The following is a 14,719-nucleotide window of genomic DNA, read 5'->3' as shown; positions in this document are numbered from 1 at the left end:
CGCGCGCCCGCCAACTCCCCACACACGCGTCTGCGGCCCGCCGAAGGAGCTCCTCACCAGTGAGCGCACAAACTGGCCAACTCCCCACACACGCGTCTGCGGCCCAGCGCAGGGCCGGCCTAGCGCAGGTACTTGCCCTTCAGCACCAGGTCGATGTCCTGCAGCATCCCCAGCATCTGGTCGACGCGGATCTCGAGGTTCTTCACGTCCTGCAGGTTGCCCGTGGCCGCGCGCACCAGCGGCACCAGCGTGCGCTCGACGATCGCCACCTGCTGGGCCAGCAGCTCGGTGATGCCCGGGGGCGCCTCGTTCTTGACCTCGACCGAGAGCGTCGCCTGATTCAGGCTCTCGAGCGCGTTGGCGATGCGGGCGATCTGCGGGCGGGCCCACTCGAGGCCGCCGGCCGCGACCGTGGGCGGCGTGAGGGCAGCCTTCTCGGGCCCCTTCTCCGGGACCTTCGCCGCCGCCTGCTGCTGCGCGAAGGCCATCAGCTCGAGCATGCGGGCCTGCTGCTGCATCATCATCTGCTCGGCCGCCTCGGACTGCTGGCTGCCGCGGGTGGCCGCGGTCTCGGCCGCGGCCTTGAGCGCCGCGCTGATGCTCTCGACCCGCTGGGCGAGGATCGACAGCTGGCCGCCGATGCGCACCGCCGGGTCGTCCTCGGCGCCGCCGAGGCTGCGCACGCGCACGAACTCGCGCTTGATCGTGGCCCAGCGCTCGGCCCGTTCCGGCGTCAGGCGCCCGCGCATCTCGCCGAGCTTGAGCAGGTTCTGCTCGGCGGCGATGGTCAGCGTCTGGGCCTCGCCCTGGTAGTGATCGTCGACCAGGCGATCGACCTCCTCCGTGGTCATGGCCGCCACGATCTTCTCGGCCATCTTGTTCATGTTGCGGTAGCTGCCCTGCAGCTTGAACGGCGGCTCGGTCCGGTACTGGTCGTCCATCGCCGCCGACGCGATGTACTGCTGGTTGACCTTGAGCAGCGTCTCCTGCACGCGGAACAGGTGACGCAGCACCGCGAGCACCTCCTGGACCTCGGCGCCGGAGTAGCCGTACGAGAACTCGGTCGCCTGGACCTCCTCGCCGCGGGCCATGCGACAGAAGCGGTACACGTCGGCCTGCTCGCGGGTCGCCAGCGGCGCCAGCGTGCGATTCGAGGTCAGGGTGTTCTCGACGTAGCTGAGCGCGAAGGCGTCGGCCTGGCCGCCGAGGATGTCGCCGAGGTTGTAGGTGTCGGCCCGGTTGGCCAGCATGTCGGGGATCTTGAACGCCGCGCCCGACTCCGTGTACGGGTTGCCCGCCATCACCACGCAGAACTTCTTGCCGCGCAGGTCGTAGGTCCGCGACTTGCCGCGCCACACGCCCTCGATGCGGCGCTGGCCGTCGCACAGCGAGATGAACTTCTGCAGGAACTCGGGGTTCGTGTGCTGGATGTCGTCGAGGTAGAGCATCACGTTGTTGCCCATCTCGAGCGCCAGGTTGACCTTCTCGACCTCCTGCCGGGCCGTCGCGTTGGGCGCGTCGGCGGGGTCGATCGAGACGACCTCGTGGCCGAGCGCCGGCCCGTTGATCTTCATGAACACCAGGCCCAGGCGGTTGGCGACGTACTCCATCAGCGTCGTCTTGCCGTACCCGGGCGGGGAGATCAGCAGCAGCATCCCCATGCGGTCGGTCCGCTTCTGGTCGCCCGCGGCCCCCAGCTGCTTGGCCATGTTGGCGCCGACCAGCGGCAGGTAGACCTCGCTGACCAGCTTGTTGCGCACGAACGAGGTCAGCACCCGCGGCATGAACTCGTCGACCCGCAGGCGCTGCTTCTCGCGGTCGATCAGCTGCTGGCGCAGGCGCCGGTACTCACGGAAGCCAGGCACCCGCGCGCGCATGAACTCGCCGACCCGCTCGAGGAACTCGTCGAGCCGCAGCGCCAGCACGCGGTCGCGGATCCGCGGGTGCTGGCCGAGCAGGCCGGGGACCTCGAGCGCCTCGGGCGTGCTCTGGACCTCGCGGTCGAGCTTGCGGTCGGTGAGCATCAGCGCCGCGGCCTCGCGCAGCGCCGGCGCCAGCTTGGCCTGCTCCGGCGTCGCCGCCAGGAAGGCGCCAAGCCACGCCTGCAGCAGCTCGAAGCGCTCGCGCACGCGGCCCTCGAGCGCGCGCAGGTCGTCGTCGAAGGCGCGGCGCTGGCCGCCAGCATCAAGCGCGGCGAGCAGCCCCTGCTGCAACGCCACCGCGGCCGCGCTGGTGACGAAGCGCGGCTTCTCGGCGGCCAGCTCCTCGACCAGATAGGCGCCGGCGCGCTGGACATCACCTGGCGGAAAGGCCAGGCCGATGCCAGTGAGAAACTCAGCGATCGCCGTCGCCAGCTCCGCGCCGAGCGCCGCGGCCAGCGGCGTGAAGCGGAACGCCGCGCGCAGGCGGGCGACGCTCTGGGCCCGGCGATGCCAGCTCGCGCGCACATCGGTGGCGCGCCCGGCCTCGCCGGCCGGCGCGGCGTGGAAGGCCCAGAACAGGCAGGCCAGCGCGCGCGGCCCGGGTGAGACGCGCAGCAGCCCGGCGGTGGCCCGCAACGCCAGCAGCTTCTCGAGGATCGCGGCCGCGTCGGCGTCGTGCAGGCCGCGCTCGTAGCCCTCGTCGTAGCGCTCCGCCGAGAAGCGGCGCACCAGGTCGAGCAGCCCGCCCGGCTCGCGCTCGGCGGCGTGCAGGCGCTGGAGGTCGAGCCCCTGCTCGCCGGTCTCGGCGGCGGCCAGCACCGCGGCCGCGAGGTACTCGCCGCGATACACCTGCTCCGTCTCCGAGACGATCTGCTGGTTCCAGTACTCGCGGGTCTTGTTGAACTCCGGGTCGTCGATCGGCTCGAAGAAGTCGGTGCCGCCGAGGTGCAGCGCCATCTGCTCGCCGCGCGCCAGCAGGGTCACGTCGAGCACCTGGGTGTTGACGCTGAAGCGGAAGGTCCCGAACTTGACCACCGCCGAGCCGCCGTCGAACAGCTCGAGGCGGTCCCGCAGGGCCCGCAGCGCGTCCTGCCGCGCGCTGATCACCTTGCTCGAGATCTCGTCGGCCTTGACCGAGGCCCCGAGCCCAGTCATCCGCTCCGCCAGCTCCTTGGCCTTGAGCACCATCGCGTCGGCCGCGAAGTAGGCGTTGAGCTCGTCCGCCGTCTTGAAGGTCTGCGCGCGCCGGCCCACGCCCTCGAGGATGCGGTCCGCCGCGGCGACCAGGCTCTGCACCCGCGCCTGCCGCTCGTCGAGCAGCGTCTGCTTGCGGGCCGCCAGCGCGTCGTGCACCTCCTCGCGCTTGGCCGCCAGCTCGCCGAGGAACTCGTCGAACTCGCTGAAGCGCCCCGACAGCTCCTCGAGCTGCACCAGCAGCTTGGCCAGCTGGTCGTCGCACTTCTCCGGCGTGTCGCACTGCGTCAGCGCCGAGCTGACGGTCTGGGCGAACAGCTTGAACTGGGCCCCGAACTCGGCCTTGCCCTCGCGCGTCAGCAGGTGCTTGCGCACGCTCTGGTAGGTCGCGCGCACCCGGCCGTGGTGGGCGAACACCGTCGAGATGTCCTCGAGGATCTTGGTCCGCGCGACCGCGTCGCCGACCTGCAGCCCGCTCACGACCTCCGCCAGCAGGTTCAGGCCGTCGCCCAGCGCCGTGACCTGCTCCTCGATCGGCTTCAGCTGGGCCGCGTTGTCGACCTTCTCGAGCCGGGCCAGCACCTCGTCGAGGCTCTGCGTCACCGGCCTCAGCGCGTCGCCCTTGACCAGGAAGGCCACGCAGGCCTTGCTGATGCGGTCGAACTCCTCGACCAGCTGCTTCTCGAGCGCGTCGAGGGCGGCGAGGTCGATCGACCGGACCTCGCGCAAGGTGATGACCACGCCGCGCTGGTTTCGCAGCGCGGTCAGGGCGTGCATGTACTGCTCGACCTGCTTCCAGTCGCCGGGGCGCAGGGTCTTGATCAGCGCGGCCTGCTTGGTCTGGGCCTCGGCGAGCGCCTCGCGGGCCCGCTTGCGGATCGCCACGACCTTCTCGAACTCGTCGATGATGAGCTCGCCGGTCTGGCGGATCGTCTTCAGCGCGCCGGCCAGGTCGCCGACCTCGGCGTGGCCGATCCAGTAGTAGTTCTCGGCGACCTTGGCCGCCTGCGCGATCAGGTCCTCGTAGGTCTCGCGGCGCGGGTCCTGGTTCTCGATCAGGCGCACCACGCTGAGCGCCTCCGAGATGCCGCGGACCAGCTCGGCGTTGCCGACCTTGGCCAGGTAGGAGCCGTCCGTCGGGGCCGCGGCCGCGTGCTCGGCCGACATGAACGGCGTCTTCCACACCTGCATCGGGTGCAGCCGCGTCGGCTCCTCGCCCTGCTGGCGGAACACCACCAGGCGCCCGTCGGCGAACAGGCTGTAGCCGTTGGCCTGGATCGGGTTCTGCATCTCCTTGCGGATCAGGTTGTAAGGGAACAGCGTGTAACGGCCCTGGTCGCGGCGGTAGAACACGTAGAGCACGTCCTCGCCGTTGGGCGAGTCGATGCGCCGCTCGAACTCGAAGGCCGCGAAGTCGCTGCCGAACTGACGCGTGTCGCCGGTGCGCAGGTAGTAGCCGCCGGGGAACACCACCCCGTGGTCCTCCGGCAGCTGCATGCAGCTCTGGCCGATCGCGTCGAGGCGCGCGACGGTCTTGATCCGCGTGTTGTAGATGAAGTAGCGCCACTTCGTCTCGCGGTACGGCAAGATCTTGAGCAGCACCAGCGGGCCCATGATCGCGTACAAGATCTTGGCGTCGTCGAGCGCCTGGTTGGCGTCCTCGACCGGCTCGCGGTAGATCCCGAGGCCGTCCTTGGTGTTGTCCTCGACCTTGATCGTGAGGTCGCCGCCGACGGTCTCGACGAACACCAGGTCCTTGATGTTGACGTGCGGGTGCTGGCCCGAGACGTGGTCCTCGCGGCTGGTCGGGGTCCACTCGAAGTCGTGCGAGGGCGGGCGCGGGAACTCGCGGTCGCCGCGGCTGTCGACGTAGCGCACCGCACCGCTCGGCAGCACGTTCCAGTGGAAGATCTTGACGTCCTCCAGCTGCGCGCTGACCTGAAACACCGCGAACAGCTTGGTCTCCGTGGCCTTCAGCCGGCGCAGCCGCGTGTCCTTGTAGTAGCGGTAGAGGTCGGTGAACTCCTTGACGAAGCTCTCGCTGTCGAGCAAGCCGGCGAGCGTCGCCGCCGGCACAGGGTTGATCGCCTGACCCTCCGGCGCCGTGGCATCGAAGCTCTGCAGCGAGAACACCTCGTCGAGCGCGACCTCCTTCTTGAGCCCGAAGAACACGTTGTAGCCGAGCAGCAGGTGCCCGCCGACGTGCAGGATGTCGGCCGGCACGCAGTTGTTCTCGGTGCGCACGCGCTCGTTGGCCACCACCGCCAGCTCGGTGCCGCCGAAGGTCTGCTGCCGGCGCGCGTTGAGGGCGTTGGTGCGGTCCGCCAGCTCCTTGCCCTGCGTCACCAGGCGGGCGCGGATGACCTCGTAGCTGCCGCCCTCGAGCCCGGCGTCGCCGCCCTCGGCCGCGGGCGCCGCTTGCTTGTCGGTCTCGCCGGCCACGGCTTACTCGAGCCCGAGCTCCTGCGCCTTCTGCAGCAGCGACTGGAGCTTGCGCTTGACCGCGCCGTCGGAGGAGAGCATCAGGTCGCCGAGCAGCGCCGAGACGGTCAGCTTCTGCACGCCATCCGCCGACACCGCCGGCCGCGAGAGCACCGCCTTGAGGTCCTCGGGCAGGCTCTTCTTGCCGTCGAGATACTCGCCGAGCAGCTTCTTCAGCGTCTCGCTGTGGTCGACCGTGCCGTCGATCGTCTGGCCGGTGCCGACTGCGCGGATGAAGCGATCGAAGAAGGCCCCGTCGCCGCCGACGATGTTGATCTTCGCGTGCTCGAGCGCGACCGCCAGGACCTTGGCCTGCGCCTCCGCGAGCACCCGCTGGGCGGCGATCCCCGCGAGCTGGACCTCCTTGTCGCGCTCGAGGTTGAGGCGGAACTCCTCGTGCTCGCGCGGCGTGCCCTCCATCGCCTTCATCGCCTTGGCCTTCTCGGCCAGACCCGTCGCCTCGGCGAGCAGCTTCTCGCGCACCGCGACCGCGTTGGCCACGCCCTGCCGCTCGGCGGCGACCGCAATTGCGACGCCGTGCTTCTCCTCGGCAGAAGCCTGGGCCGCGCCGCGCTTCTCGAGCGCGCCCGCCTCGGCCTCCTGCACCCGCGCCGCGGCGAGGCCCTTCTGCTCCTCGCCGGCGGCCTCGACCGCGAAGCGCTCCTTGATGACCGCGTTCTCGGCCATGCCGCGCTTCTCGATCGCCCCGGCCTCGGCCTCCTGGACCCGGATCTTGGCCATGCCGAGCTTCTCGATCGCGCTCGCGTCGGCCTCCTTCACCCGCACCTCGGCGAGCCCGGCCGCGGCCGCCTCGGCCTGGGTGCCCTCGGCCTGACGGATCTTCGCCTTGGCCTGCTTGTCGGCCGCCTCGAGCGAGGCCTCGGCCAGGATCAGCTGCTTCTTGGCGTCGAACTTGGCGACCTCCTCGCCAGCCTGGGCGGTCTTCACGTCCTTGACGACCCGCTCCTGCGCCTCGCCCTCGGCCTTGATCACCCGCGACTCCTTGGTCCGGTTGGCGTCGGCGAGCACGCGGATGTCCTTGGTCCGCTCCTCCTCCTCGGCGACGCCCTTCTCGACCGAGACGCGCTCGCGGACGACCTCGGCGATCGCCTTGCGCTCGATCTCCAGGGCCTTCTCCTTCTCGATGCGCAGCAGCTCGACCGCCCGCTCGCGCCCGATCGCCTCGGTCGCGCGGGCCTTCTCGTTGCGCTCGACCTCGATCGAGATCTCGCGCTCGCGGGCCTTCTCGGCGATAGCGATCTGCCGCACCTTGTCCTGCTCAGCCTTGCCGATCTCCCCCTCGTTGCCCTGCTGGACCAGCGCTGTCTTTTTGTTCTCGTCGCTGGCGACCCGCATGGCCTCGTTCTGCTCGCGGGCCATGGAGATCGCGATCTCCTTGTTCTTCTTGGCCTCGGCGTCGGCGCGCTGCTGCTCGTAGCGGAACACGGCCTCGTCGGCCGTGAGGTTCTGCGAGCCGACGTCCATGCGCTCCTTCTGGCGCAGCTCGTTGGTGAAGACGTTCTGCTTGGCCGTGATCTCCGTGATCTTGCGGATGCCCTGGGCGTCGAGGATGTTGTGCGGATCGAGGGAATTGAGCGGGGTCTGCTCGAGGTAGTCGATCGCCGCGTCATCGAGTATGTAGCCGTTCAGGTCGCGGCCGATCACCTCGATGAGCTGGTCCTTGAACTCTCCGCGCTTGGTGTAGAGCTCCTCGAACTCGAGCTGCTTGCCGACCGTCTTCAGCGCCTCGGAGAACTTGGCCGAGAACAGCTCGTCGAGGGTCTGCTGGTCCGACGCGCGGGCGCAGCCGATCGCCTGGGCGACCTTCAGCACGTCCTCCGGGGTCTTGTTGACGCGCACGAAGAACGCGACCTTGATGTCCGCGCGGATGTTGTCCTTGCAGATCAGGCCGTCCTTGCCGCGGCGGTCGATGTCGAGGCTCTTGACCGAGATGTCCATCGTCTCGGCGCGGTGAATGATCGGCAGGACCACGATGCCGGTGAACACCACCTGCGGCCCGGCCTTCTTGTTGACGATCAGCGCCTTGCCCTGATCCACCTGGCGATAAAACCGGGAGATGATGAAGAAGGTGCCGACGATGACGAGGAAGATGACGCCGGCGATGGTGCCGACCAGGATCAGCTCCGCCTCTTCAATCGCCATCAGGGTGGGAAACACTTCGGCCATGCTGCTCTCTCCTCCGTGCGTGCGCGCTAGGCCGCCGGCGGCCGCTGCGACCCGGAGGGCAGCGGTGCGAGCGGCTGATCGTAGGCCTCAACCGTGTAGAAGTGATGCTCGGCGTCGTGGCCGACGATGACCGCCTTCGCGTGCCGCTGCAGCGTGTTCGGCGGGTCGCAGCGAACGTCGACGGTGAGGTCGACGCCGTGCTCGCTGACCAGCGCCTGGCCGAAGCCCGCGTCGACGCGACCGGTGGTGATCGTACACAGCTTGCCGACCAGGTCGGCGCGGTGCAGCGGCTCGTGGTGAACGATGAAGCGACCGATCGCCCGCACCAGCAGCCCGGTCACCACGCCGGCGAGGAACACCGCCAGCGCCGGCCCGATCAGGTTCAGCGCCCACGCCGGCAGCCCGAGCCCGCCGCCGCCGCGCACCGCGAGCACGCACAGCGCCCACGACCACAGCACCAGCGAGCTGAGCACCACGGTGGCCGGCACCTTGCCGAAGCCGAGCATCGCCAGGAAACCGCCGCCGCCGGCCACCGCCTCGAGCTTGCCGGTCATGCCCTCGACCTTGCCCTCGACCGCCCCATCCAGCACGCCCTCGATCTTGCCCTCGACCGCGCCGCTGACCATGCCCTCGATCTTGGCCCCGGCGGCCTCGCCGACGTGCAACACGTCGACCCCGATCGCGCCGACGATGACCATCAGCCAGTACAGCACGATCACCAGCAACATCACCGTGAACACCACCGTGGGCACACTAAGGATGGCGTTGAGGAAGTCGGTCATCGCGGAGGCCGCAGGCGAACGCGGGCGACGATGGTGCCACAGCGAGTCCAGCCTGGCCAGGGCCCGCGGGCCTCACCGCCACAGATCGCCCGTGGCGCAGCGCTCACAGCGTTCCCGCGGCCGACACGGCACGATCGCGCCTACACCGAGCAGCGACATCGCGCCAGCGACCCAACGAGCTCGGTGCAGCAGCACCGAAGGCCAGGCCCGGCGTGATCACAGTCCCGGCAAGGCCGATCAACCGCGAGGCTCGCCCTCGCCGAGGCGATCCGCGAGCACCTGGGCGCACAACACGAGCAGCGCCAGCGGCACGCTGGCGGCCGCCGTCGGCCACCAGATCCCGCGCGCCAGCTCGCTGCCAGTCTCGGCCAGCAGGCGACCCCAGCTCGGCAAGGTCTGGGCGCTCGCGCCGAAGTAGGCGAGCACGGCCTCGACCTTGACCGCGTACACGAAGCAGAGGACCAGCGAGGTGACGAGCAGCGGGCGCAGGCGCGGCAGCAAGTGCCAGCGGATGCGGTGCCATGTGCCCGCGCCCATCGCCCGCGCGGCCCGGTCATGATCGGCGGATCGCATGCGCTGCGCCTCGGCGCGCACGCTGCGAAACACCCCGTGCCACTGCGTGAGGGCGATCGCCGCGATCGCGGTGGCGAGGCCGGGGCGCAGCAGCAGCGCCGCCCCGAGCAGCGTGACCACCGGCGGGATCGCGGCCAGCGCGTCGCACAGCCCCGCGAGCAGGCGGTCGATCCAGCCGCCGCGCAGCCCCGCGAACGCGCCGAGCACCCCGCCGATCGCCACCAGCCCGAGCGCCGCGCCGCCGCCGACCGCGAGCGAGACGCGGGCGCCCTGGATCGTCCGCGCCAGCAGGTCGCGCCCGAGCGCGTCGGTGCCGAGCCACGCACCTGGCCCCGGGGACAGGTGCTCGCGGGCGACGGCCCCCTCGAAGCCGGCCGCCCACAGCCCGAGCGCCGCGCCGAGAGCCAGCACCGCGAACACCCCGAGGCCCGCGAGCGCGACGACCCCGGCGAGCCCGAGCGGTCTGCGCCAGCCCTCGACCTGTCTCATCGGCCAGCCTCCGCGGGCGCGCGGGTGCGCGGGTCGAGCAGGTAAACCGCCAGGTCACACAGCGCCTGGCCGGCGATCGTCGCGGCGGCCAGGCAGAAGGCCACCCCCTGCACCACCGCGAGGTCGGCGTCGCGGACCGCCGCGACCAGCAGCGCGCCGAGACCTGGGATGTTGAAGACGTGCTCGACGACCACGCTCCCGAGCACGAGCTGCGGCAGGCGGGCCGACACCCGCGCGAGCACCGGCGCCGCCGCGCCGCGCAGCACCCGGAGGACGACGCGCCGCTCGCCGAGGCCGCGGGCGCGCAGGCCCTCGACGTGCGGCGCGGCCAGCTCGCGCACGAAGATCGCCCGGTAGTGGCGCAGGTCAGGGCCGAGCTGGATCAGCGCCCACAGCAGCGCCGGCAGCAGCACGAAGCCCAGCAGCGGCCGCGGGTCGCCGGCCAGGGGCCAGCCGAGCACGGGGAACCAGCGCATCCGGTGGGCCAGCAGATACTGCCCGAGCACCACCACGATCACGCTCGAGCAGCTCATCAACAGGGTCGACACGACCAGCAACACACGATCGACGAGGCCGCGTCGCCGCGCCGCCGCGACCCCGGCGAGCAGCGCGACGATCGTGGCGAGCAAGAAGCCGGGCAGCGCGTAGGCCAGCGTCGGCCCCGCGGCGCGCCGCAGCAGCGTGACCACCGGGACCCCCAGGCGCGCGCTCTCGCCGAGCTCGAAGGACATGGCCGATGCGACATGTTCGAACAGCCTGGTGACGATCGGCCGGTCGAGCCCGAGCAGGTGCCGACGGGCGGCCAGCGCCTCGGGGCTCGCGCCGCGGCCGAGGTCCAGCGCCGCGCGGTCGGCCAGCGCGTCGACCACCAGGAACACCAGCGCGCTGACCAGGGCCAGCGTGGCCGCCGCGACCAGCAGGCGGCGGATCCACACCGCCTACCGGACCTCCGCGCGCAGCGGGAAGCCGGCCTCGATGCGGTACTGCGAGCCCTTCGCCGAGCGCACGCTCGAGTAGAGATTGAGCTGCTCGACGCGGAAGGTCTCGCTGCGAAACAGCACGTGATCGGCCAGGTAGGCGACGACGGCGTCGACCGGGCTGGCGCCGACGCGGGCGAGGGTCACGTGCGGGACGAACTTCCGCGGATCTGCCGCGATCGGCAGCTCGCGCAGGCGGGCGACGATCTTCTGGCGCAGGGCGAGCAGCGGCGCGGGGTCGGCGACGCCGGCCCACAGCGAGCTCGGGGCGCCGCGCGGGGGGAACACGCCGACGCCCTTGAGCGTGAGCTCGAAGGGCGGCGAGCGGAGCCCGGTCAGCGCGTCGATCAACGAGCGCTGCACGCGGCCATCCAGCTCGTCGAGGAAGAGCAGCGTCAGGTGGAATTTGTCGCGGCCCTCCCAGCGCGCGTCGGGGACCCCGCAAGACATGAGCTCGAGGTGGGCGTCGACGTCGGACGGCAGGTCGAGGCCGAGGAACAGGCGCGCCATCGCGGCGATGCTAACCGATCGCCGCGCGCTCGTGGTGCCGCCTGACCGTGACGCCTGACGCGGCCGACAATGCTACCCGCGCGGGGCGTGTCACCGCCGGACACGGTCGCGGCCGACTCCGGTGCCCCGCGCGGGGCACCGCCCGGGGTGCGTTACGTGGTGCCGCCGGGCGCCGCGGCGGGCGAGTCCCCGACCGGCGCCGGGCTCCCCTCGTGGCTCGGGCGGCCGCGGGCCAGCTTGCGCTGCAGGCTGCGACGGTGCATGCCGAGGCGCCGGGCGGCCTCGGAGATGTTGCCCTGGCAGTCGGTGAGCACGGCCTGCAGGTGCTCCCACTCGAGCTCGTCGAGCGGCTTGGCCGACTGCGGGCTCGGCATCTCGACCATCACGGGGGCGGTGCGGGTGAAGGCGGCCAGGATGTCGTCGGCCTCGGCCGGCTTGGTCAGGTAGTAGGTCGCGCCGAGCTTGATCGCCTCGATCGCGGTGGCGATGCTGCCGTAGCCGGTCAACACGACGATGCCCATGTGCGGGTCGTTGCGCCGCAACGCCGCCACCAGCTCGAGGCCGCTGCGCCCCGGCATCCGCAGGTCGACCACCGCCCGGTCCGGCGACCACGCCTCGGCCTCGGCCAGCGCGTCGTCGTAGTTGTGGGCCACGACCACGGCCAGACCGCGACGGCGCAGCGCGCCCGCCATGGCCTGACAGAAGGCCTTGTCATCATCCACCACAAGCACGGTGATGCGGTCGTCGGCGGCTTCGATCATTGCGCGATCCCTTCGGCAACCCTGCCCGATGCCCCGCGAAGCGGCAAGCAAAGCCGCCACCAGCTCACACAGAAGCGCCCGCAGCGGCCCGCAGCGCCTCGGTCAGGGGGAATCGGACCTCAACGGTGGTGCCGTGACCGAGCTGTGACGCCAGCTCGATCGTGCCGCCGAGCGCCCGCAGGTGGGCGCGCGCGAGATAGAGGCCGAGGCCCATGCCCTGCCCCTCGGGCTTGGTCGAGAAGAACGGATCGAAGGCCGCCGCCGCCGCCTGCGGGGCCATGCCGGCGCCGTCGTCGATCACCGTGATGTGGGCCTGGTCGCCCTCGACTGCGACGCGCAGTCGCACCCCGGTGGACCCCGCTCGCGCGCGACAGGCGTCGACCGCGTTGGCGACCACGGCGCGGACGATCTGCCCGAGCACCTCGATCGGCTGGCTGGTGCTCACCCCGCGGGCGCTGGCGTCGACGTCGATCTGCAGGCGCAGCTCGCCGCCGCTGTCGTGCAGCTCGTCGGCCAGCCGCGCGAGCGGCCAGGCCTCGCTCGCGCGGCCGAGGCTCGGCACGCGCAGCTCGGGCGACGACATCTGCTGCACGATCGTCTTGCAGCGCCTGAGCTCCTGGCGGATCGTGGCGATCGCGTCGGCTCGCTCCGCCTCGCTCATGACACCCAGATCGCCGACCAGCATCGCCACCGTCCCGAGCGGCGAGCCCAGCTCGTGCGCCGCCCCGGCCGCGAGGGTGCCGAGCGCCGCCAGCTGACGGTCCTGTTCGGCCGCCAGGCGCAGGCGCGTCAGCTCGGCCCGCTGCCGCGAGAGCGACAGGGCGATGCGGTGCACGAAGTAGGTCATGAACGCCGCCGACATCCCGAACGCGACCCACATCCCGCGGATGTGGCCGAGGAAGTGGTGCTCGTGCCCGGGCGGGCCCGCGGGCGCGGGCGCCAGCACGAACAGCGCGGCGAAGCCCAGCAGCGACGCGGCCGCGACGGCCCAGGTCCAGCGCGGCGAGAGCTGGGTCGCCAGCGTCATCGGCACGAAGTACATGGTCGTGAACGAGTTGGTGACGCCGCCCGAGAGCGCGAGCAGGGCCGTCAGCGCGACCGAGTCGACGAGCAGGTGGACGCCGGCGATCGTCGTGGTGGCCCGGCCGCGGCCGAGCACCCGTAGGCGTACCCACAGGTTGCCGAGCACCAGCAAGCTGACCACCGCGGCCGTGCCAGTGGGCTCCGGGGGCGGCGGGAACCACGAGACCACCCAGGTGAACATACCCGGGCTGATCGTCTGCAGCGTCCAGCCGAACGCGATGAGCACGAGCATCACCCAGCGCGCCACGACGAACAGCCGCAGCGTGATCTCGGCCGAACTCTGCTCGTCGGACACCGGCCGCGAGCATGCCACAGACCCCACGCCCGCGGGTCGTCCCGCGACCCCTCGCCGCAGCCGCGGCGCACCTCAGCGACCGCGACCGGCTCGTGCACTCCCCCACCACAGCGGCTGCGTCCACGCCTTGCGCCCGCGCAGCTCCGCCACGACAGCGCCTCACTCCCGCCACAGCGGCTGCGTCCACGCCTTGCGCCCGTCCCCCGCCTCGATCACCGCACGCACGTACACGTCGCCGGGCCGCAGCGTGTAGCTGGCCGCCGCCCCGCGGCTGCGGGCCAGCTCGCGCCCGCCGCCGCCGATGAAGCGGACCTCGTGTGCACCCACCGTGCGCAGCGCCAGGGTCCCCGCGCTCGCCGTGAGCGACTCGAGGATCACCCCGCTGCTCGCATAGAAGTCGCCGCGCTCGATCGCCGCGCGGATCGCCGCTGGCGTGCGGGCGGCGCGGACCATCACGAAGCCGCGATCGCCGACGTACGCCGTCTCGCCGCGGGCCGTGACCGCGGCGGCGTCGTCGTAGTGGTGGCTGTCGTCCGTGGCCACCGCCCACACCCTCGCGCCCTGGCCCAGCGCCGCGTCCCACAGCGCCTCGGTCGACGGGTGCCCCGCGTCGCCGGCGTTGTTCGAGTCGATCGCCTCGTTGGCGACCTCGACCAGCGCCAGCCCGCCTCGCCCCAGCGCGACGATCGTCGCCGCGTCGGCCGCGTAGTGGAAGTTCGGGTGGTTCAGCTGGGCCACGCCGCCGAGCTCGCGCGTCGCCGCGAGGGCCCGCTCGTACAGCCCCAGGCGCGAGCGCTCGTCCGTCGCCGCGAACGCGAAGCGACCCGCCCGCCTCGGCTCGACGAACAGCGCGTTGATGTGCAACAGGCACTGCATCCCCGGCTCCGGCGGCGGCACACAGTCGTCCAGGTTCTGCGTCAGCTCGACCCCGGGGATCGCCAGCAGCTGCCCCGCATCACCGCCCGGCATCACCGTCACGAAGTTGTGATCGGTGAGCACCACGAAGTCGAATCCGTGCCCCGCGAACCACCGCAGCGCCTCCTGCGGCGCCGTCGCGCTGTCGCCCGAGTTGCCGGTGTGCGCGTGCAGCTGTCCCTTAAGCCAGGTGTCGACCGGACCCGCGACCGGCACCGGAGCAGACCCAGACCCAGACCCCAACCCAGGCCCAGGCGCCTCACTCACCCGCTCCGGCGCCGCGCCGCATCCCACCAGCGACACCAGGCCGAGAAGCCTCATCGCCCGCAGCCCCGCGCATCGCAGCACCCGCCCACCCTACCCGGCTCAGCACCAGCACACCAGCCCGGCCTCGCGCCTCACACATCGCGCAGCCGGTACCCGACCGCGGGCTGGGCCCATGGTCGCGGGGTGTCGCTCGCTCCTCACGCCTTACACATCGCGCAGCCGGTACCCGAACCACGAGCCCGCGCCGCTGGACCGGGGCACGGAGCATTGCGCGCGACTTCGG

Annotated in this window: 9 protein-coding genes; all 9 read right to left on the bottom strand. The window is 71.6% G+C overall.

The annotated features are described in order from the left end of the window. Positions 1-119: 119 nt before the first annotated feature. The 9 genes from IPJ59_RS25520 to IPJ59_RS25480 all read right to left on the bottom strand — a co-directional run bounded on the left by IPJ59_RS25520 (position 120) and on the right by IPJ59_RS25480 (position 14,385). Positions 120-5,558, bottom strand: a complete 5,439-nt coding sequence (locus tag IPJ59_RS25520) for a DNA repair ATPase (protein WP_293273683.1) — start codon at positions 5,556-5,558, stop codon at positions 120-122. Positions 5,559-5,561: 3 nt separating this feature from the next. Continuing rightward, entirely contained in the window at positions 5,562-7,784 is a 2,223-nt protein-coding gene (locus IPJ59_RS25515; RefSeq protein ID WP_293273682.1) for a flotillin family protein, read from the bottom strand. A 26-nt stretch (positions 7,785-7,810) separates the two neighbouring features. Continuing rightward, a complete protein-coding gene (locus IPJ59_RS25510) occupies positions 7,811-8,566 on the bottom strand; it encodes a hypothetical protein (RefSeq protein ID WP_293273681.1) in 756 nt (251 codons plus the stop codon). Between the two features lie 237 nt (positions 8,567-8,803). Next, complete coding sequence (locus IPJ59_RS25505; RefSeq protein WP_293273680.1) at positions 8,804-9,628, bottom strand: ABC transporter permease; 825 nt, start codon at positions 9,626-9,628, stop codon at positions 8,804-8,806. Then, positions 9,625-10,563 (bottom strand): ABC transporter permease, encoded by a 939-nt coding sequence (locus IPJ59_RS25500; protein WP_293273679.1) that lies wholly within the window; start codon positions 10,561-10,563, stop codon positions 9,625-9,627. Before IPJ59_RS25500 ends, IPJ59_RS25505 begins: the two co-directional genes overlap by 4 nt. Positions 10,564-10,566: 3 nt before the next feature. Further along, entirely contained in the window at positions 10,567-11,115 is a 549-nt protein-coding gene (thpR, locus tag IPJ59_RS25495; RefSeq protein WP_293262897.1) for an RNA 2',3'-cyclic phosphodiesterase, read from the bottom strand. A gap of 152 nt (positions 11,116-11,267) precedes the next feature. Next, on the bottom strand, positions 11,268-11,876 hold the full coding sequence (locus IPJ59_RS25490) for a response regulator transcription factor (RefSeq protein WP_293273678.1): 609 nt from the start codon (positions 11,874-11,876) through the stop codon (positions 11,268-11,270). Positions 11,877-11,940: 64 nt separating this feature from the next. Further along, positions 11,941-13,254 carry a sensor histidine kinase gene (locus IPJ59_RS25485; RefSeq protein ID WP_293273677.1) on the bottom strand — a complete coding sequence of 438 codons (1,314 nt, stop codon included), beginning with the start codon at positions 13,252-13,254 and terminating at the stop codon, positions 11,941-11,943. A 159-nt stretch (positions 13,255-13,413) separates the two neighbouring features. Further along, on the bottom strand, positions 13,414-14,385 hold the full coding sequence (locus IPJ59_RS25480; protein ID WP_293262906.1) for a CehA/McbA family metallohydrolase: 972 nt from the start codon (positions 14,383-14,385) through the stop codon (positions 13,414-13,416). Positions 14,386-14,719 lie beyond the last annotated feature (334 nt).

It is taken from the genome of Nannocystis sp. (assembly GCF_016714285.1).
GTDB lineage: Bacteria > Myxococcota_A > Polyangia > Nannocystales > Nannocystaceae > Nannocystis.
This window is presented reverse-complemented; position numbering and strand designations above follow the sequence as displayed.